This is a genomic window from Streptosporangium sp. NPDC050855 (assembly GCF_044456585.1).
GTDB lineage: Bacteria > Actinomycetota > Actinomycetes > Streptosporangiales > Streptosporangiaceae > Streptosporangium > Streptosporangium longisporum.
In genome coordinates, this window is sequence record NZ_JBITFY010000001.1 from 862,821 (window position 1) to 882,251 (window position 19,431).

At 74.3% G+C, this 19,431-nt stretch carries 14 protein-coding genes; 11 read left to right on the top strand and 3 right to left on the bottom strand.

All coding sequences use genetic code 11. The annotated features are described in order from the left end of the window. Nucleotides 1-240: 240 nt before the first annotated feature. Both ACIBCT_RS04020 and ACIBCT_RS04025 read right to left on the bottom strand, forming a co-directional pair. Nucleotides 241-1,584: a hypothetical protein gene (locus ACIBCT_RS04020; protein ID WP_399185891.1), complete on the bottom strand. Its 1,344-nt coding sequence runs from the start codon at nucleotides 1,582-1,584 to the stop codon at nucleotides 241-243. Between the two features lie 334 nt (nucleotides 1,585-1,918). Beyond that, nucleotides 1,919-3,685 (bottom strand): acetyl/propionyl/methylcrotonyl-CoA carboxylase subunit alpha, encoded by a 1,767-nt coding sequence (locus ACIBCT_RS04025; RefSeq protein WP_399185892.1) that lies wholly within the window; start codon nucleotides 3,683-3,685, stop codon nucleotides 1,919-1,921. A gap of 399 nt (nucleotides 3,686-4,084) precedes the next feature. Here ACIBCT_RS04025 and ACIBCT_RS04030 point away from each other — a divergent pair, with 399 nt between their 5' ends. Continuing rightward, nucleotides 4,085-4,357 carry a WXG100 family type VII secretion target gene (locus ACIBCT_RS04030; protein WP_344889587.1) on the top strand — a complete coding sequence of 91 codons (273 nt, stop codon included), beginning with the start codon at nucleotides 4,085-4,087 and terminating at the stop codon, nucleotides 4,355-4,357. 227 nt (nucleotides 4,358-4,584) lie between these two features. Here the strand turns inward: ACIBCT_RS04030 and ACIBCT_RS04035 are convergent, their stop codons facing one another. Further along, nucleotides 4,585-9,279, bottom strand: coding sequence for an FtsK/SpoIIIE domain-containing protein (locus ACIBCT_RS04035; RefSeq protein WP_399185893.1), 4,695 nt, complete (start codon nucleotides 9,277-9,279; stop codon nucleotides 4,585-4,587). A gap of 631 nt (nucleotides 9,280-9,910) precedes the next feature. On the opposite strand from ACIBCT_RS04035, the gene ACIBCT_RS04040 reads away from it, so the two are divergent. The 10 genes from ACIBCT_RS04040 (at nucleotide 9,911) to ACIBCT_RS04085 (ending at nucleotide 19,256) form a co-directional block, all read left to right on the top strand. Then, complete coding sequence (locus ACIBCT_RS04040; protein ID WP_399185894.1) at nucleotides 9,911-10,609, top strand: hypothetical protein; 699 nt, start codon at nucleotides 9,911-9,913, stop codon at nucleotides 10,607-10,609. A 1-nt stretch (nucleotide 10,610) separates the two neighbouring features. After that, entirely contained in the window at nucleotides 10,611-11,390 is a 780-nt protein-coding gene (locus ACIBCT_RS04045) for a hypothetical protein (protein WP_399185895.1), read from the top strand. Next, on the top strand, nucleotides 11,387-12,688 hold the full coding sequence (locus ACIBCT_RS04050; protein ID WP_399185896.1) for a CpaF family protein: 1,302 nt from the start codon (nucleotides 11,387-11,389) through the stop codon (nucleotides 12,686-12,688). The genes ACIBCT_RS04045 and ACIBCT_RS04050 overlap by 4 nt, the downstream gene beginning before the upstream one ends. After that, complete coding sequence (locus tag ACIBCT_RS04055) at nucleotides 12,685-13,572, top strand: type II secretion system F family protein (RefSeq protein WP_399185897.1); 888 nt, start codon at nucleotides 12,685-12,687, stop codon at nucleotides 13,570-13,572. Before ACIBCT_RS04050 ends, ACIBCT_RS04055 begins: the two co-directional genes overlap by 4 nt. After that, nucleotides 13,565-14,500 (top strand): type II secretion system F family protein, encoded by a 936-nt coding sequence (locus ACIBCT_RS04060; protein WP_399185898.1) that lies wholly within the window; start codon nucleotides 13,565-13,567, stop codon nucleotides 14,498-14,500. Before ACIBCT_RS04055 ends, ACIBCT_RS04060 begins: the two co-directional genes overlap by 8 nt. A 2-nt stretch (nucleotides 14,501-14,502) precedes the next feature. Continuing rightward, nucleotides 14,503-14,751: a hypothetical protein gene (locus ACIBCT_RS04065; protein ID WP_344889566.1), complete on the top strand. Its 249-nt coding sequence runs from the start codon at nucleotides 14,503-14,505 to the stop codon at nucleotides 14,749-14,751. Next, nucleotides 14,738-15,199 carry a TadE/TadG family type IV pilus assembly protein gene (locus ACIBCT_RS04070; RefSeq protein ID WP_399185899.1) on the top strand — a complete coding sequence of 154 codons (462 nt, stop codon included), beginning with the start codon at nucleotides 14,738-14,740 and terminating at the stop codon, nucleotides 15,197-15,199. The genes ACIBCT_RS04065 and ACIBCT_RS04070 overlap by 14 nt, the downstream gene beginning before the upstream one ends. Before the next feature lie 7 nt (nucleotides 15,200-15,206). Further along, complete coding sequence (locus tag ACIBCT_RS04075) at nucleotides 15,207-15,635, top strand: TadE/TadG family type IV pilus assembly protein (protein WP_399185900.1); 429 nt, start codon at nucleotides 15,207-15,209, stop codon at nucleotides 15,633-15,635. 137 nt (nucleotides 15,636-15,772) lie between these two features. Further along, a complete protein-coding gene (locus ACIBCT_RS04080; protein ID WP_399185901.1) occupies nucleotides 15,773-16,174 on the top strand; it encodes a pilus assembly protein TadG-related protein in 402 nt (133 codons plus the stop codon). A 52-nt stretch (nucleotides 16,175-16,226) separates the two neighbouring features. Then, complete coding sequence (locus ACIBCT_RS04085) at nucleotides 16,227-19,256, top strand: BTAD domain-containing putative transcriptional regulator (protein WP_399185902.1); 3,030 nt, start codon at nucleotides 16,227-16,229, stop codon at nucleotides 19,254-19,256. Nucleotides 19,257-19,431 lie beyond the last annotated feature (175 nt).

Below are 19,431 nucleotides of genomic sequence, written 5' to 3' on the forward strand. Positions count from 1 at the left end.
TCGGTGAGGACCGGCCCCTGACGGCCCGCGCGAGCCCGGTCGTCCCGCCGGGCGTCTGCGCGGACGCCCGCCAGGACGACGGTGGGCGCCGCTCCCCGATGTCATGCCGACGGCGGGCGCCCCCCTGGGAAGGGGACGCCCGCCGTCGTCTTCTCGATCTTCTCCGACGGTCCGGAGACCGGTGGCCCGCCGTGGCGGTCACCGGCCTCCCGGCCGCAGGTCCGTGCCGGTGATCAGGGTCTACCAGTCGCCGCCACCGAAGTCGCCACCGCCGAAGTCGCCTCCGCCACCGAAGTCGCCCCAGCCCCCGCCGCCGAAGTCGCCTCCGCCGCCGAAGTCGGTGCCCGCGGCCTGGTCGCCGCCGCCGTAGCCGCCGTAGCCGAAGCCACCGCTCATCATGCTGCCCATCATGGTGCCGACCATCATGCCGGTCATGACGTCGCCGAAGCCGCCGTAGTAGCCGTAGGCGTAGGGCTGGTAGGCCGGTCCCGCGTCGTAGTACGGGCGGCGCTGGCCGTTGACCATGACCTCGCGGGTCTGGGGCTCGAAGCCGCGCTCGACGGCCTCGGCGTCGGCCGCGCAGGCGGGCACGTCGCGCAGCGCGCCACCGGGCGGGGCCCAGCGCACGTCACGGATCGAGGGGCCGTGCTGCGGGTTGAAGAAGCACGGCGAGCGCCGCTCGGGCAGCGGCAGGTGGTTGACGCGCGCCTTCACGCAGGCGAGGGCGTAGCGGCCCTCCTCCAGCGCGGTGGTCACGCCGCGGAGCTCGTCGGGGCGCTTGACCGCCGCCAGCTCCGTCTTGGCCCGGTCGTAGGAGTCGAGGGCGCGCTGCCAGTCCTGCTGGTGGTCGGCGCCGTCGTTGAGGAGCTTGACGTCGGTGTCGAGCTCGGTGATCTCCTCGCCGAACTTGGTGACGTCCTCGTCCACGGTCTGCTTGACCGCGGCCAGCTCGGCGGCCTCGCGGGTCTCGCGCTCCTTCTTCTTCTTACGGGAGTAGAAGAAGAGACCGCCACCGCCGGCCAGGGCCAGCACGAGGAGGCCGACCAGCACGCCGGCGCCGGAGCCGCCCGAGGAGCGGGAGCCGGAGGAGGCGGGGGCGCCACCGGAGACGGCGGCGTCGTTCGCCAGCTTGACGAAGTTGATCACGTTGTCGGTCGGGCTGCCGGTGGTCTTGGCCCGGCCGAGCAGCTCGTCGACGTCGACGCCCCTGATGTTCGTCACGCCGAACGGGGTCTTACCGCTCATCACCAGGACGGTGGACTTGGGCCCGACGCTCTTGAGGGTCGAGCTCAGCAGGGTCCTCGCCTGGGACTGGCTGGTGATCGCTCCCTGGGGGAGCATGGCGACGTAGACGGAGGACGTCTGATCCGCCGCGTCACGCATGGCGTTCGCGGCGTTCTCGGGGATGCCCGCCGCCGGATCGAGGTAGAAGTTGTCGCCGTCCTTGAGGCCCGAGGCGATCACACCGGGGTCCGGTGCCGCGGCGTGGGCCGCCGGGGCGATCATGAACATGGCCAGGAGCCCGGCGAACACCGCCACGAGCGTGGCACTGAAACGACCTAGCGCGGCTTTTGTGATGGTCACGGCAGAAAGCCTCCTTCGTCCTGAAGACGAATGGGCGGACGTCAGAGTTCCCACGTAGTTCCCTAGTCGTGCCCTCGTAGTTCGGTCGTGGCCTCGTAGTTTCCTACGTCTCTCGACCGTATCCCCTTCGTACCCGAGGTGAGCGCCATGGTGCGTGATCGTCCCCGTCGCCCTGTCTCCTCCCCGCGCCCCCTGCCCCGAACGCGGGCTCCCATGCCTGTGGGAACCCGCGGTCCCGCCCGGGCCCGACGGGAACGCACGTCCGGGCCCCCGGGGGCCGGGGCTCCCGGGGCTCCGCGGGCCTCGTCCAGGGCCCGGGGGCGCCGGAAGCCCCTCAGGCGTCCTTGATCTCGCAGATCACGGCCCCAGAGGTGACCGTCTGACCGACCTGCGCCGCCAGCCCGGTGACGGTGCCGGCCCGGTGCGCGGCGATCGGCTGTTCCATCTTCATCGCCTCCAGCACGACCACGGTGTCGCCGGCCGCCACGGTGTCGCCGTCGGCGGCCACGACCTTGACGATCGTCCCCTGCATCGGGCTGACCAGCGATTCGCCGCTCGTGGCCTTCCCGGCCGTCCCGCCCCGGTTCCGGCGCGGGGCCCTCGGCGTGCTCCGTCCGGTGCCCGCGCCCGTTCCGGCGCCCGAGGCGGCGAACCCCGCGGGGAGCACCACCTCCAGCCGCTTGCCGCCCACCTCGACGGTGATCCGCTCCCGCTCGGCCGGCTCCCCGTCCGGGCCGGTCTCCCCCTCGTACGGCGGGATCGTGCCCGCGAACTCGGTCTCGATCCAGCGGGTGTGCACCGAGAACGGCTCGCCGGTGAACGCGGGGTCACCGACCACGGCCCGGTGGAAGGGGATCACGGTCGGCATGCCGCCGACCTCGAACTCGGCCAGCGCCCGGCGCGAGCGTTCCAGGGCCTGCTCCCGGGTGGCGCCGGTCACGATCAGCTTGGCGATCAGGGAGTCGAAGGACTGCGGCACGGTCATGCCGGCCTCGTACCCGGAGTCCAGGCGCACGCCGGGGCCGGACGGGACGCTCAGGCGGGTGATCGTGCCCGGGGCGGGCAGGAAACCGCGGCCCGCGTCCTCGGCGTTGATCCGGAACTCGATCGAGTGACCGCGCGGCACGGGGTCGTCGTAGCCGAGCTCCTCGCCGTCGGCGATCCGGAACATCTCCCGTACCAGGTCGATGCCGGAGACCTCCTCGGTCACCGGGTGCTCGACCTGCAGGCGGGTGTTGACCTCCAGGAAGGAGATCGTCCCGTCCTGTCCCACCAGGAACTCGCAGGTGCCCGCGCCCACGTAGCCCGCCTCGCGCAGGATCGCCTTGGAGCTGGTGTGCAGCAGGTCGATCTGCTCGGGCGTCAGGAACGGCGCCGGGGCCTCCTCGACGAGCTTCTGGTGGCGGCGCTGGAGCGAGCAGTCCCGGGTGGAGACCACGACCACACCGCCGTGGGCGTCGGCCAGGCACTGGGTCTCCACGTGCCGGGGACGGTCCAGGTAGCGCTCGACGAAGCACTCGCCCCTGCCGAACGCGGTGACGGCCTCGCGCACCGCCGACTCGTACAGCTCGGGGATCTCCTCGATCGTGCGGGCCACCTTGAGGCCGCGCCCGCCACCGCCGTAGGCGGCCTTGATCGCGATCGGCAGGCCGTGCTCGGCCGCGAAGGCGACGACCTCCTCGCTGCCGGAGACCGGGTCCGGGGTCCCGGCCACCAGCGGGGCGCCGACCTTCTGGGCGATGTGACGGGCCTGCACCTTGTCGCCGAGCGCGACGATCGCGGCCGGGGGCGGGCCGATCCAGGTCAGTCCCGCGTCGATCACGGCCTGGGCGAAGTCCGCGTTCTCGGCGAGGAAGCCGTACCCGGGGTGGACGGCGTCCGCCCCGGTCTCGGCGGCGATCCGCAGCAGCTTGCCGATGTCGAGGTAGGTCTCCGCGGGCGTCCGCCCGCCGAGCGCGTGCGCCTCGTCCGCGACCCGGACATGGAGCGAGTCCAGGTCCTGGTCGGCGTAGACGGCGACGCCGGCCAGCCCGGCGTCCTTGCACGCGCGTGCGATCCGCACCGCGATCTCACCACGATTGGCGATCAGGACCTTGTGCACCGAGGTCGTTCCCTTCAGTACGTACGGACAGAAGGCTGGCGGGCCTCCAACGGAGTGTAGGCGCACCCTGATCACCCGACGGCGATGGGGCGCCTGCCCGGCCGGGTGGGCGCCGCCGTCGACGCGCACGACCCGGCCGGATCGTCACCCGGTCGCCCCGGGCGGCGGACGTCTCCGCGACGGCGTGACCGATACCGGTTCCCCCGCCCGTCACCACGATCCCACCCACCGCCGATAACTCCCTGCTTCACGAAAAATAGGGATAATGAAGAACGTTAGCCTCTCGGCAACGACGGGAACGTCCATATCCGCTCGGTATAACCCGGATCCCATGTGATCCATTCGCCTATCGTGATTTCGTTTGGTCACCGTCCCGACACTGATCCGAAGGAGACTGGCATGAGCCAGAACTTGCTCGGCGGCAATCCCGCGGAAATGCAGCAGATGGCCACCCAGTTCACCCAGCAGGCCGACCAGGTCAGGGCCACGGTGGCCGCGCTGGACCGTGAGGCCGCGAAAGTCGGGACCGCCTGGACGGGGCCCGGTGCCCAGCGTTTCGGCGAGGCGTGGCAGAACTACCGCGCCGCGTTCCAGCGCATGTCCGAGGAACTCGCCGAGGCCTCCAGGGTCATCAACACCTACCGCGGCAACATCGAGTCCGCGACGCGCTAGAGGAACGGCCGGGACGCCCCGGTCCTGGAGGAGACGCCTTCGAGGACCGGGGCGTTTCCATGCGCGGCCCCGGCCGCGTGCCCCGGCCCGTCCGCGCGGCCCCGCCCGCGTGCCCCGGCCCGTCCGTGCGGCCCCGTCCGCGCGGCCCCGCACAGGCCGTCCGTGCGCGGTCCGTCCGGGTACGGCCGTCCGTGCGCGGCCCGGTCAGGGCCGGGCCTGCGCCGTCCTCACGTGACGGCGGCCTGGACGGGGGTCACCGAGCCCGCGGTCACCAGCAGGCCGCGTCCCGGGGGGCCGCCGACCGCGCCGCGGGGCAGGCGGACGGTGAACAGGTCGCCGTCGGCCGGGCTCTGCACCGAGAGCAGCAGGCCGGTACGGCCCTTGCGGGCCTCGGCCGCGAACCCCCGGTAGGCGGTGGTCAGGTCACCGGTGGTACCACCGACGATCATGCCGTGCTCGCCGTCCCTGCCGCTGCGCAGCACCTCCTCCAGCGCGGTGCCCAGGGGCGAGTCGGCGGAGATCAGCTCGGCGTCGTCGACGACCACGACGTAGCGGTCGTGCCCGGCGACGGCCCCGTGCAGATCCCCGCCCGCGTCCAGCACGGCCAGCACGCCCGGTGTGTCGACCAGCGTGCACAGCGGGCTGCGGCGGGGCGTGACCAGGACCGCGGGCGTGCCCTGGGACAGCAGCGAGTGGGTGGCGGTCAGCAGCGTCGTGGACCTGCCCGACCTGGGCGGGCCCGCGACGACCGCGGCCGGGCCGTGGGCGAGCAGGTCGATCCCGAGCGGGGCCAGCGAGTCGCCCCCCACCCCGAGCAGCGCCCACAGCGGGGACGGCGGCCGGAAGGCGGGCGCGAGGTCCATGGCCTGCGCCGCGGTGACGCGCATCGGCAGTGCGTCCACCCGCATCGGCGGATCACCGGTGATCTCCGGGGCCGAGCGGGCCAGCGCCTGGAGCGCGGCGACCTGGGCAGGGCCCGAGGGGTCCTCGCACAGAAGCGCGATCTGGCTCTCGGTCGTGCCGTGCTCCCCGCCGGACAGCGCCCGGCCGGGCGCGATGGTGGCGGGCAGGTCCTTGACGGGCAGCCCGGCCAGCCCGTAGTCGGTGGGGTCGGCCAGCCGGAGGATGAGCCGGTCGTCGAAGACCGTGGAGATCTGCCCGATCAGCGCGGACCGGTCACCGGTCACCACCGCCCGCAGGCCGACCGCCGGGCCCTCCCGCAGCAGCTGCATCAGCGCCTCGATCAGCCGCCCGTAGTCGTAGGCCTCGAACGCGGCGACGAACCCCTCCCAGCGGTCGAGCATCAGCACCAGCCACGGCAGCCGGGGACCGTCGGCGGCGCGGAGCTCGGCCAGCGAGGCGTACCCGGCCTCGGCCAGGAGCTGCTGGCGCCGTCCCACCTCGGCGCGGAGCCGGGCCAGCAGCCGTTCCACCCGGTCGAGCTGGTCGCGGGTGACCACCGCCCCGCAGTGCGGCATCGCCACCAGGGGGAGCAGCGCCCCCGAGCCGCAGTCGATCGCGTGCAGGTGCACGTCGTCGGGGGAGGCGCCCGCGGCGATCGATCCGGCCAGCGTGCGCAGCGCCGTGGACCGCCCGCTGCGCGGGGCGCCGGCGACGAGCAGGTGCCCGCCGTGGGCCAGGTCGAGCGTCAGCGCCCGGCGGTCCTGCGCCCAGGGCAGGTCGGTGACCCCGAAGGCCAGCGGCGCCACCTCCTCGACCCCCGGCCGGTAGGGCAGCCCGCCGTTCGGCGGTCCGCCGTTCACGAAGCCGCCGGACCGGTCCCCGCCGGACCGGTCCCCGGTTGCTCGGTCTCCGGCGGGCGGGACGAGGCCGGGGACGGTCACCAGGTCGGGGAGCGGCTCCAGCCACGGGCTGGGCTGCTCGGCCACCCCGGCCACCCGGGCGGCCTCCACCAGCGCGTCGACGAGCAGCGACAGGTCGGTGACGTGGCCGCTCTCGGACCCGGCCTGGACCGGCCTGGGCCGTCCCAGGTCGTGCCAGCCGACCTCGCTCACCCGTACCCGGCTCTCCCCGCCCGAGGCGCCGGGGCTGCGGCCGCCGATCCGCGCGGCCTGCACGCCCGTCGCCGCGCCCGCCCCGGACTTCACGTAACACCGTCCCGGCACGGACTTGGGGATGTACGAGGCGTCGGGACGGCCGATGACGTCGGCGGACTCGGCGGACTCGGTGACGCGCAGCGCGATCCGCAGGGAGGTGTTGGCCTGGATGTCGGCGGTCACCACACCGCCGGGCCGCTGGGTGGCGAGGATCAGGTGGATGCCGAGCGAGCGCCCCCGCCTGGCGATGTCGACCAGCCCGGTCATGAAGTCCGGCAGCTCGCTGACCATGGCCGCGAACTCGTCGATGACCAGGACCAGCCTGGGCAGCGGCGCCGGGGGCTCCAGGGCCGCCGGGGACGCCGGGGACACCGACGACGCCGTGGACGCCGTGGACGCCGAGGACGCGCCGCGCCCGCGCAGCGGCCTGACCGGTGCGCCGCCCCCGGCGACGAGCAGGTCGCGGGAGGCGCGGGCGGTACGGGCGTCGCGCAGCTCGTGGTAGTCCTCGATGTCCTTGGCCCCCGCGGCCAGCAGCAGGCGCTCGCGGCGGCGGATCTCCGCGGCCAGGGAGGCCAGGGCCCGCTGGGTCAGGTGGCCGTCCAGGTCGCTGACCATGCCCACCGTGTGCGGCAGCCGCACGCACTCCTTGAACGCGGCGCCGCCCTTGTAGTCGATCAGCACGAACGTCATCTCGTCCGGCCGGTTGGCCACCGCCAGCGAGCAGATCAGGGTCTGCAGCAACTCCGACTTGCCCGCGCCGGTGGTGCCCGCGATCAGGGCGTGCGGCCCGTCCCGGCTCAGGTCGACCGAGAACGGCCCCTCGGGACCCACCCCGATGACGGCCTCGGTCGTCCGTCCCCAGCGTCCGGCCAGGTCGGAGCCTGACAGCGAGGGCAGCCCCAGCAGGTCGAGCAGCCGCGCGGAGTCGGGCAGCGCCAGGCCCGCGTCGTCGCGGCTGACGTCGCGGATGGGCGAGAGCGAGCGGGCCAGCCGGTCGGACCAGGCGGCGCCCACCTGGTCGGCCAGGATCTCGCCGAGGTGGTCCAGGCCGCCGCCGCGCAGCCGCAGCGTGCCGTCGGCCTCCGCCGCGGCGACGGTGACGCACTCCTCGGGCAGCAGCCGCTGGTCGCCGTCGATCGCCAGCGTGTACACGCCCGCGCGGGGGCCCCGGCGCAGCACCTGCGGCATGCCCGGCAGGGCGCGCAGCATCTGCGCGCCGTCCAGCACCACCAGCACGTCGTAGGGACGCTCGTCGTAGACGGGCGCGGCGTACGGCTGCCCGGCGCCGTCGTCCCCGGCGCCGCCGAGGTCGCCCCAGCCGGTCGGGATGCGGCCCAGCCTGGCCGCGGTACCGGTCGCGGCCTCGTCGCCGAGGCGTTCGTCGATCATCGCGGCCAGCTCGGCCACCCGGCGGGCCGCGGCCTCGGGGTCGGCGCCGACCAGGGCCACGCAGTCCTCGCCGCCGCGCGGGGCGCAGTGCGGCAGCCAGCGGACCCAGTCCCAGCGTTCCTCCCCGTCGCCGTGCGCCGACAGCACGACGATCGCCAGGTCACGCGGGCTGTGCAGGGCGGCGGCCTGGCCGACCAGCCAGCGCGCCACCCCGGCCGTGACCTGCCGGGGCCCGGTCAGGCCCGCGACGCCCAGGCGGCGCATGGCCAGCGCCACCGGCACCGCGTGGCAGAGCGGCGGCTCGGGGAGCGGCGCGTCGACCGCCGCGGAGCGCTCGGCGGCGAACTCCAGCTCGGCGGGCAGGTCGGCCAGGCCGAGGCGCAGGCGCAGCGCGTCGGGGTCGTGGTCGCGCCGCTCCCACAGCCGCCGCCGCGGGCCGGTCACGGTGAGCAGCACCTCGGCGGGGTCGGGGGCGGCGGCGCGGCGGGCGGCCTCGTCCTCGGCGCGGGCGCGCTCCACGGCCGCCTCGAACCCCTTCATCCGCTCCCTGTACAGCTTGAGTTCCTGGCGGTACTGCTTGCGGCCGTGCCGGCGGTCGCTCCACCACTGACCGATCATGATCAGCGGCGTCATCAGCGCGAACAGCAGGAAGTACGGGGTCTTCAGGGCGATGGCCATGCCCACGCCCAGCACGGCAGGCAGGAACGCGGTCAGCAGCTGCAGCCGCATGGTCTCGGCCCGCTTCGGCTCGGCCGGGACCTCGAAGCGGCGCGTGCCGCCCGGCGGCCGGAACCTGGGCGGCCGGTTGTAGGCCAGCCCGCCGTCCGGCTGCGCGTCCAGGTGGGCGTCGGGAGGCTCGACCGCCCGCAGGGTCAGCACGGTCCCCCCACAGCTCAGCACCGCGTGCTCGGGCCAGGCGAGCGGCTCGGAGACCGGGTCGCGGTCCAGCAGGGGCACGGGCCCGTTCTCCTCGGCGGGCTCGACGGTGATGGCGTCCGGGGTGAGCCGGACCACCGCCGCCCGCGCGGGCAGCCGGGGATCGGCCACGGAGACCGGGCAGGCGGGGTCGGAGCCGACGGTGTGCACGCCCAGGCTGAGGCGGTGCACGGACCCGGCCGCGGGCCCGCCGACGACCCGGATCTCCACGATCCCGCCCGGCTCCTCGGCGACCGTGGCCGTCGCCAGGGAGCGGTCGAGGGTGACCAGGTCGCCGTCGCGGAGCAGGCCGAGCACGGGCGCGGACGGGTCGAGGGGACGGCCCTCCAGCCAGAGCGGCGGCGGCTCGGACCCGCCCGGATCGCGGCCCAGCCCGTACGGGGCCCTGCTGCGCGTCAGCCGCACCACGTTGCTCGGCCGCTCGCCGCCCTGCCCCGCCAGGGACTCGGCGAGCCGTGCCACCGTGGTCGTCTCGTCGCCCTCGACCACGATGTCGCGGTCGGCGTGCTCGCCGAGCACGGTGAGCATGATCCGCATCGCCGCTCTCCTCGGGTCAGGCCCTGGATCTACCGTACAGAGTGGAAACCGTCTCGCAGAGGGTGTTCGCGGCAATGTCATGGCACGCGGGCTGGTATGTGGAAAACGTCCCCGCCTGTGGACAACCGCCGGTGGGCGCCGGGCCGTCATGCCGGTCCACGTGGGCGTTCCGTCCCCCGGAGGCGTCCGGTCGCCGTCCCGTCACGGGGGCGAGGCTGTGGAAAACCTGTTCGGAGAGTCGGGTCCTTCGACACCCGTACCGTCCCGGTCCCCAGGCGGGGAGGGGGTCGGGTGGTGCCGCGTCCGGGCGGCGGGCCGTCCCCGCGGGAGGGGGCGCGGGAGAAGGCCGTGAACAGGGGATGTGAAGGTGTGGGGCACAGCGGGTAATGCCCGCTGTAAATGCCGGGACGATTGTTACAGGAGTTGATTACCGTCCTTATCACCCAAATAAGTCTCGTGTCATCTAGCGGAACCGCCACTTTCTTCTGAAGTGACGTTGACAGACGCGTTCCTATCAAACGAGCATGGGTTCTGGCTTTTGTCCGTCGGAGCGTCCGCATGGTGCGCATAATGGCGTAAATTCGACCAGTAGTTCCACGCGTTTATGACCACTCTGGGAGTCCCCCGACCCATGAGGACCAGTGAGAAGCCAGCGGGCCGCGCCCCGGTGAACGCCGAGCGGCAGACGTCGGCGGGTGCCCTGTCCGGCCCGGCGTCGCGCAAGCTCCCGGTGCCCCCTCGCGAGCGCAAACCCGCCCTCGCCGCCCTCGCCGTCCTCCTCATCCTGGGCGGCGCCCTGGCCACCACCCTGCTCGTCCTGCGCAGCGGCGACCGCGTCTCGGCGATCGCCATCTCCCAGCAGGTCGGCGCGGGCCAGCCCTTCACCGAGGCGTCGATGAGGGAGGTCCAGATCGCCGACACCGGCATCGGCTACGTCGCCTGGTCCCAGCGCGCCCGCGTCGCGGAGAACTACGCCCGCGTCACGATCATCCCCGGCACGCTCCTCACCCGCGAGATGGTGGTCTCCGCCAGCAGGGAGCAGGGGCCGGGCAAGGCGCAGGTCGGCCTCTCCCTCAAGCCGGGCCAGACGCCGGGCACCCTGGAGCGAGGGGACCGGGTCCAGGTCGTGCACGTGCCGGGCGGGAGCCGCGGCGAACGCCAGGGACGGGTGCTGGCGCAGAGCGCGCTGGTCCACCAGATCGGCACCCCGGGCAGGACCGGGGCGAACGGCCAGGTCACCATCATCGTGGACAGTTCCATCTCGCCGGAGATCGTCGCCTACGCCTCCGCGGGTGAGATCGCCCTCGCCGAGCTGCCGGGAGCGCGCTGACGTGGCGCTCATCGTGCTGGCCGCCGACAAGGGTGCGCCCGGCGTGACCACGGCGGCCACCGCGCTGGGCGCGATCTGGCCGCGCCCGGTGCTGCTGGCCGAGTGCGACCCGGCGGGCGGCGACATCGCCTACCGGCTGCCCGCCGACGACGGCGGGGTGCTCAACCCGGGAAGGGGCCTGCTCACCCTGGGGGCCACCGCCCGCCGGGGGCTGCGTCCCGACCAGATCCACGAGCACACCCAGAAGATCATCGGTGGGCTGGACGTGCTGGCCGGGCTGACGCACGGCGAGCAGGCGGCCGGGCTGACCTGGCTCTGGGGCCCGCTCGGCAGGGCGCTGGCCGCCATGCCGCACGCCGACGTCCTGGCCGACTGCGGGCGCCTGGGCGGGCACCCGCACCTGGCCGAGCTGACCGCGGAGGCCTCGCTGGTGGTGCTGTTCACCAGGGCGAGCCTGGACCACGTCGCCCACCTGCGCGAACGCCTGCAGGTGATGCCGCGCGAGCCGCAGGTGGGGGTGGTGGTCATCGCCGACCCCCGGCAGTACCGCACGACGATCGACGAGGTCCGCCGGATCGTCATGGGCACCGGCAGGCAGGTCGCCTTCGTCAGCGGGCTCGCGCACGACCCCAAGGGCGCGGAGCTGCTGCGCGGCCAGTGGGGCGGGCGCCTGGACCGCTCCCTGCTGATCCGTACCGCCCGCGAGCTGGCCGGTCGTCTCGCCGCCCAGGTCCGCGCCCCCGACGTGGCGGGCGTGGCGTCGAACGGAGCCGGGCCGTGACCGTCGACCACGCGCTGGTGAAGCGCTTCCGGCAGGAGGTGGGCGACAGGCTGGCCCACCAGCGCCGCCTGGACCAGGCCGGCGGCCTGCCGCCGATGACGGGCGAGGACGAGCGGCAGTTCGCCCGGGCGCTGATCGCCCAGATCCTGGAGGAGTTCGCCCGCGGGGAGATCGGCGTCGGCAGGACCCCTCCCAGCGCAGAGGAGGAGGAGGCGCTCGCCGCGGGGATCCACGCGGCCCTGTTCGGCGTCGGCCGCCTCCAGCCGCTGCTCGACGACCCCGAGGTCGAGAACATCGACATCAACGGCTGCGACCGGGTCTTCGTCGGCTACGCCGACGGCCAGGAGCTGATGAGCGACCCGGTGGCCGAGTCCGACGAGGAACTGGTCGAGCTGGTCCAGATCCTCGCCGCCTACAGCGGCCTGTCCAGCAGGCCGTTCGACACCGCCAACCCCCAGCTCGACCTGCGCCTCCCCGACGGCTCCCGGCTCTCGGCCGTGATGGACGTGACGGTCCGCCCGTCCATCTCCATCCGCCGTTCCCGGCTGGGCAAGGTGTTCCTCAGCGACCTGGTGGGCAACGGGACCCTCACCCCGGAGGTGGGACGCTTCCTCGCAGCCGCGGTGGCGGCCAGGAAGAACATCATGATCTCCGGCTCGACCAACGCCGGGAAGACCACCCTGCTGCGCGCGCTGGCCAACGAGATCCCGCCGTCCGAGCGGCTGATCACCGTCGAGCGCGCCCTGGAACTGGGCCTGGACCAGTTCCCCGAGCTGCACCCCAACGTGGTCGCCTTCGAGCAGAGGCTGCCCAACTCCGAGGGCCAGGGCGAGATCACCATGGCGGAGCTGGTCCGCCGCTCGCTGCGGATGAACCCGTCCCGGGTGATCGTCGGCGAGGTCCTCGGCGACGAGATCGTCACCATGCTCAACGCGATGACCCAGGGCAACGACGGCTCCCTGTCGACCATCCACGCCAACTCCTCGATGGAGGTCTTCAACCGCATCGCCACCTACGCGCTCCAGGCGTCCGAACGCCTGCCGATCGAGGCCACCCACATGCTCATCGCGGGCGCGATCGACTTCGTGGTCTTCATCGAGAAGCGCAACGACTACGCGGTGGGCGGCAGGCTGCGCCGTTTCGTCTCCAGCGTGCGCGAGGTGGCCGGGGTGGACGGCCGGGTGCTCTCCTCCGAGGTGTTCGCGATGTCCCCCGACGGCCGGGTGCTGCCGCACGCGCCGCTGTCGTGCCTGGAGGAGCTCGCCCACTTCGGCTACGACCCGGGAGGCTGGAGATGACCTCCCTGCCCCCCGGCCTGTTCGACCCGCTGGTGATGCTGGCGGGCGTCGCGGTCGGCACCGGCCTGTTCCTGCTCTTCGTCTCGGTGTACGGGGTGCGCCCCCGGCCGTCCACCCCGGGCAGGAAGGCCGGCCGGCGCGCGTTCCTGCGCGCCCTGTCCACCCGGTCCGCGGTGGGCGCCATCGCCGGGGTGCTGGTGCTGGTGGTGACCGGCTGGCCGGTCATGGCGGTGGGCGCGGTGCTGCTCTCCCTGGCCTGGCGCGGCCTGTCCGGCGGCGCCGCCGAGGAGCGCACCGCGATGCGGCGGCTGGAGGCGCTGGCCGCCTGGACCGAGTCGCTGCGCGACACCATCGCCGGGGCGGCCGGGCTGGAGCAGGCGATCCCGTCCTCGATCCGGGCCGCGGCCCCCACGCTCCGCCCGCACCTGCGCTCCATGGTCGACCGCCTGCACACCCGGATGGCGCTGCCCGACGCGCTCAGGCTGTTCGCCGACGAGCTCGACGACCCCTCCGCCGACCTGGTGGTGGCCGCCCTCATCCTCAACTCCAAGCTGCGCGGCCCTGGGCTGCGCGACGTGCTCGGCGCGCTCGCCGTGTCGGCCCGCGAGGAGCTCGACATGCGCCGCCGGGTCGAGGCCGAGCGCCGCTCCACCCGGCGCAGCGTGCAGATCGTGGTCGGCACGGCCATCGCCTTCGCCGTCGCGCTGGTCGTGTTCAACCCGGCCTACGTGCAGGAGTACGACAACGCGCTCGGCCAGGCCGTGCTCGTCGTGGTCGCCGGGCTGTTCGGCGCCGGGTTCGCCTGGATGCGCCGCCTGGCCCGGTTCGACAAGCCCGCCCGCCTGCTGGGACTGCCCTCTACCGGGCAGGTGGCCGGTGACTGAGGCGCTGCTCGCGGGCTCGGTGCTCGGCATCGGCCTGTTCCTGCTCCTCCGGGCGCTGTTCCCGGCCCGTCCCGGGCTGGTGACGCGCCTGCTGGCGCTCGACGCCGCCAGGGAGGGCGGGGACGCGCCCCGCGCCCGGCTCGTCATGCCCGACGAGGAGGTCAGCGCGTTCCGGCGCGGCCTGGGGGTGCGGATGGCCCGCTTCTACGCGGCCAGGGGCTGGGAGGCCCACTCCGCCAGGGCGGACCTCGCGCTGCTCGGCAGGTCGTTCGAGGGCTTCCTGGCCACCAAGGTCCTGCTGGCGTTCTCCGGGCTGCTGGCGTTCCCGCTGCTGGTCGGCTGGCTGGTGCTGATGGGGTGGGGGCCGTCCCTCACCGTCCCGCTCTGGGCCGCGCTCGCGGTCGCCGGGGTCTTCTTCGTCCTGCCCGACCTGCAGATCAAGCGGGACGCCGCCCGGATGCGCCGCGACTTCCGGCACGTCGTCGGATCCTTCCTGGACCTGGTCGCGATGAACCTGGCCGGGGGGCGCGGGGTGCCCGAGGCGCTGATGATGGCGGTCTCGGTGGGCAGCCCCGGACCCGACGACGAGGGGGCCAACTGGGCGATGTCCCGCATCCGCCAGGCGCTGGGCAACGCCAGGATCGTCGGCATCACCCCCTGGCAGGCCCTCGGCCAGCTCGGAGACGAGATCAACGTCGACGAGCTGCGCGACCTGTCGGCCGCCCTGGGGCTGGTCGCCGACGACGGGGCCAAGGTCCGCTCCTCCCTCACCGCCCGCGCCGCCACCATGCGGCGCCGCGAGCTCGCGGAGATCGAGGGGCAGGCGGGCGAGCGTTCCCAGTCGATGCTCGTCGCCCAGCTGCTGCTCTGCGCGGGCTTCGTGATCTTCCTGAGTTTCCCGGCCGCTATGAAGATGTTGGGGTCCTGACCATGCTGAACCATCCGTGGGTCGTGTACGCGACCGTCGTTCTTCGCGTCCGGATCGACAGGGCGCGCAACGCCCCCACCCGGGGCGCCTCCGCGGTCGAGTGGGTCATCATCACGGCCATCATCGCCGGGGTGGCGCTCGGCCTCGCGACCCTGATCAAGACCCTCGTCGAGGGCAAGCAGGCCGAGATCTCCAACCAGTTCGGCGGGGGCGGCGGAGGCGGCGGGGGCGGTGAACTTGGCGACCCGTGACCGCGGCGAGCGCGGCGAGTGCGGTGAGCGCGGTGAGCGCGGTGAGCGCGGTGAGCGCGGTGCCACGGTCGTCGAGTTGGCGATCGTCATGCCGGTGGTGCTCGTCGTCGTCCTGCTCATCGTGCAGTCCGCCCTCTGGTTCCACGGACGTCAGATCGCCGACGCCGCGGCCAGGGAGGGGGCGCGGCTCGCGCGGGTCGACACCGAGTCGTGGCGGCAGGACGGCGAGTCCCGCGCCCAGGAGGTGATCCGCACCGTCGGGCCGAAGCTCCTCGACGGCGCCACGGTCACGGCCTGGGAGGAGGGCGACCGGCGGGGCGTCGAGGTGACCGCCTCGGCGGTCCAGGTCGTCCCGCTGCTGCCGTCCACCACGTTCACCGTGACCGCGCGCTTCGGCGGTCCCATCGAGTGCTTCCGGCCCGACGACGGGAGCGAAGGGTGTCAGTGAGCCTCCAGTGATCCCCCTGCCCCGGCGGGTCCCGCCGTCCGGTGACGACCGCGGGTCGCTCAGCACCGAGACGGTGCTGCTGGCCCCGGTCTTCCTGCTGTTCCTGCTCTTCCTGGTGGGGGCCGGAAGGGTGGTCGAGGCCCAGGGCGAGGTCAACGGCGCGGCCAGGGACGCGGCCAGGGCCGCCTCCGTCGAGCGCACCCAGGCCGACGCCGAGGACGCCGCGCAGGAGGCGGCCGGCACGGCCCTGTCCGGCGAGTGCGAGCCGCGGGTCGATCTGGCCGGTACGAGCTGGCGGCCCGAGGGCGTGGTCCGTGTCGAGGTGACCTGTTCGCTGAACCTGGACTTCCTGGGGTTCGGCGCGGCCAAGGAGATGAAGGGCGACTCGGTGGTCCGACTGGAACGGTTCCGCAGGGTCGAGGTGCTGAATCCGTGAACGTCCCCCCGACCCGGGCCCGGCCCTTGGAAGGGACGGGCCCGGTACGCCCGCCCGCGGCCCGGCGGAGCCTCGCGCGCCCGGCCGCGGCGTCACGGGCACCCGCGCGCCCGGCCGGGAACGGTGAGCGAGGGTCGATGTCGATCTTCACGGTGATCTTCTCGGTGGTGGTGTTCCTGCTGGCCGGGCTTCTCGTGGACGGCGGGGCCGCCATCAACGCGCGGCTGCGCGCCGCCGACGTCGCCGAGCAGGCGGCCAGGGCCGCGGCCGACCAGATCGACGTCGAGCACCTGCGCGCCACCGGCGAGGCCAGGCTGCTGGGAGGGGACGAGTCCTGCGCCAAGGCCGAGGAGATCGTCTCGGCCCACGGCGGCGACGTACGGCTCGCCGGGTGCACGCCCGCGGGCCGGACCGAGGTCACCGTGGACGTCTCGGTCGCCTGGAAGGCGTTCTTCCTGGCGGCGTTCGGCTTCCCCGGCGCGGACATGAAGGCCACCGCCACGGCCGGACCGGACACCGGGGAGGACCCGGCGCCGTGAACGGCCGCCCCACCGATCGACCGACGACGAACCTGGACGAGGAGGGAGACGAATGACCACGCGACAGCCCGCGCGCATCAAGGACAGGCGCACACCGGGAGACCTGCTGGCGGGTCTCGGCGCCCTGGTCGTCCTGGCCGCGCTCGTCGCGGGTGTCCCCTACGCCCTGCTCCGGCTGGCCGGGCCGCCGCTGCCGCCCGAGCTGCTCGACCTCGACCTGCTGACCAGCCAGGTGGGCACGAGCACGATCGTCGCGATCCTCGTGCTGCTGGTCTGGCTGGCGTGGCTGCAGATGGTCGTCTGCGTGCTGGTCGAGATCTACGCCGGGCTGCGCCGGGTCGGCATGCCCGCCCGGGTGCCGTTCTCCGGCGGCACCCAGATGTTCGCCAACCGGCTGGTCTCCGCGGCCATGCTGCTGTTCACCGTCTCGGCGGTGGCGCTGCCGGTCGCGAAGCTGACCAGCCTGCCGCCCGCGACCTCCGGCATCGTCGCCACCGGGCTGGCGACGGCCTCCGGCCCGGCCGCGGCCGAGCGGGCCGAGCTGGAGCCGGCGCGCAAGGCCAGGAAGGTGTACGTGGTGCAGCCGCCGCACGGGCGCCACCACGAGAGCCTCTGGGAGATCGCCGAGAAGTGCCTCGGCGACGGCCGCCGGTACCCGGAGGTCTACCGGCTCAACCAGCACAAGGAGCAGCCGGACGGCAGCCGCCTGCGGATGGCCGACCTGATCAGGCCCGGCTGGGTTCTGGACATGCCGGACGACGCGCGCAACGTGCACATCGTCCCCGCCGGCGAGTCGCGCGACGACATCCTCGAGGACCACCGCGGCAAGCCCTCCGAACTGGACGGCCGCACCCAGACGTTCACCCCCGGCGGCGCGGACCTCCCCGAGGAACAGGTCCGCGACGTACCCGTGCCCCGCGACGCCCGGGACGTCCGGGCGCCGTCCGAGACCGGCCCCGATCGTGCCGACCGGCAGGAGCAGGGCCGCGCCGACCGGCAGGAGCCCGGCGCGACCCGGCAGGAGCCCGGCGCGACGGCGGACACCGAGCGGCCCGCGCGGCGCGACGCCGACACGGCCGGGCCCGCCCGGAGCGGGCAGGACGACGAGCGCCAGGCCGAACGGTCCCCCGGACAGGACCGGTCCCAGTCCCAGTCCCAGGACCGGGACCAGGACCAGAACCGGGACCCGCTCCAGGACCAGGCGCCCGGCCAGGACCCGGCCCAGGGCCAGGACCAGGAGCAGGGCCGGGACCAGGGGCTGGGCATGCTCGACTACCTGGCAGGGGCCTCGCTGGCGGCGGCCGGGCTGCTGGCGGCGCTCGGACGCAGGCGCAGGCAGCAGCTCTGGCACCGGGCGTTCGGCCGCAGGATCGTCCGTCCCAGGGACGACGCGGCCGAGGCCGAGCTCGCGCTCCGGCTCGGCGCCGACGCCCCGGGCAGCCGGATGCTCGACATCGGGCTCAGGCTCCTGGGCAGGTCCCTGGCCGCCCAGCACCGGACCCCGCCCACGATCTACGCCGCGCACCTGTCGCCGCAGACCCTCGACCTGTGGGTGCACCCGCCCGACTCCGACGCCCCTGCACCCTGGTCGGCCCACGACGGCGGCCAGGTCTGGCGGCTCCCCGCGCACGAGGGACGGATGCTCGACGAGCAGGCGCTCGCCGACGCGCCCGCGCCCTACCCGGGGCTGGTCTCGCTCGGCTCCAACGGCGAGGGCCGGGTGCTCGTCGACCTGGAGGCCGCCCACGGCCCGATCCGCATGCACGGCCCGCAGACCACCGCGGCGCTGGCCGCGCTCGCCGTGGAGCTGGCCACCAACCGCTGGTCGGACCGGATGCGGGTCACCCTGGTCGGTTTCGGCGAGGAACTGACCGTGATCGCCCCCGACCGGATCAGGTACGCGGGCGGCCTGGCGGAGGTCCTCCCCGAGCTGGAGGCGGAGGCGGCCGGGACGGGGGCGCGCGGCGGCGAGGTGCTCACCGGCCGCGTCCAGGGACGCGCCGCCGACCCGGCCTGGACCCCGCACTACCTGCTCTCCGCGATCCCGCCCACCGCCGAGGAGGGCCGCCGCCTGGCGCTGCTCGCCAGGAAGGGCGTCAGGACGGCCACCGGGTACGTCGTCGCGGGCGACGTCCCGCACGCCACCTGGAACTGGGCGATCACCGAGGAGGGCCGGGCCGAGGTGGACGCGCTCGGGTTCGACGTCGCGGCGCAGCTGCTGCCCCGCCGCCAGTACCGGGCGCTGATCGACCTGTTCATGGCGGCCGACCGGATCGAGGGCGAACCGCTCCCCGACGAGCCGGAGCCGATCCCCGCCGAGCCCTCGGTCGAGGTGCGGATCCTGGGTCCCGCCGAGGTCGTCGGCCCCCCGCCCATGGAGGAGGGGCGGGCGGTGCTCGCCGTCGAGCTCGTCGTCTACCTGGCCACCCACCCCGGCGGCGTCCACCCCGTGGTGCTCGGCGGCATCCTGTGGCCGAGGGGCGTGCAGCAGGTCGTCCGGGACGCCACGATCGCCAGGGTCGTCACCTGGCTGGGCACCGACGGCCAGGGCAGGCCCAACCTCTACGCCGACGAGTCCGGGCGGCTCCGGCTCGGCCCCGAGGTCTGCACCGACTGGACGGTCTTCCGCGATCTCGTCCGCCGATCGCACGCCGACCCCGCCGGGCGCCCCGCGCTGCTGGAGAGGGCGCTCGACCTGGTCCGCGGCCCGCTGCTGAACGGCCGCCCGCGCGGCCGCTACGCCTGGCTGGCCGCCGACGACCTGGAGTACGACGTGACCGCGGGGGTGGCGGACGCCGCCCACCGGCTCTGCGAGGTGCGGCTGGCCCGCGGCGAGATCGACGAGGCCGTGGCGGCGGTACGGGCCGGGCTGCTGCTGGCCGCCGACGACGAGGGGCTCTGGCGCGACCTGCTGCGCGCCACCCACCTCACCGGCGACCCGGTCCGGCTGCGCGCCGTGGCCGACGCCCTGCACCGGCGGGCCGCCTCCCATCCGTACGGCGGCGGGATGGCCCCTGAGACCGACGCCCTGATCGACGAGCTGCTGCCCTCGTGGCGGATGCGCTCGGCCCCGACGGCATGACGGTCCGGGCGCGGGGCCCCGTACGGGAGGAGTCCCCGCGGAACGGGCCGGCCGGGGACGAGCGGGTGCGGGGCGGACCGGAACGGATCGAGTGGAGACCGGTGAACGAGACGGGACGAAGGAGGCGGCCATGCCGAATCGTGCATACCGGTGGTTCCGGCGGACCGGCGCTCCT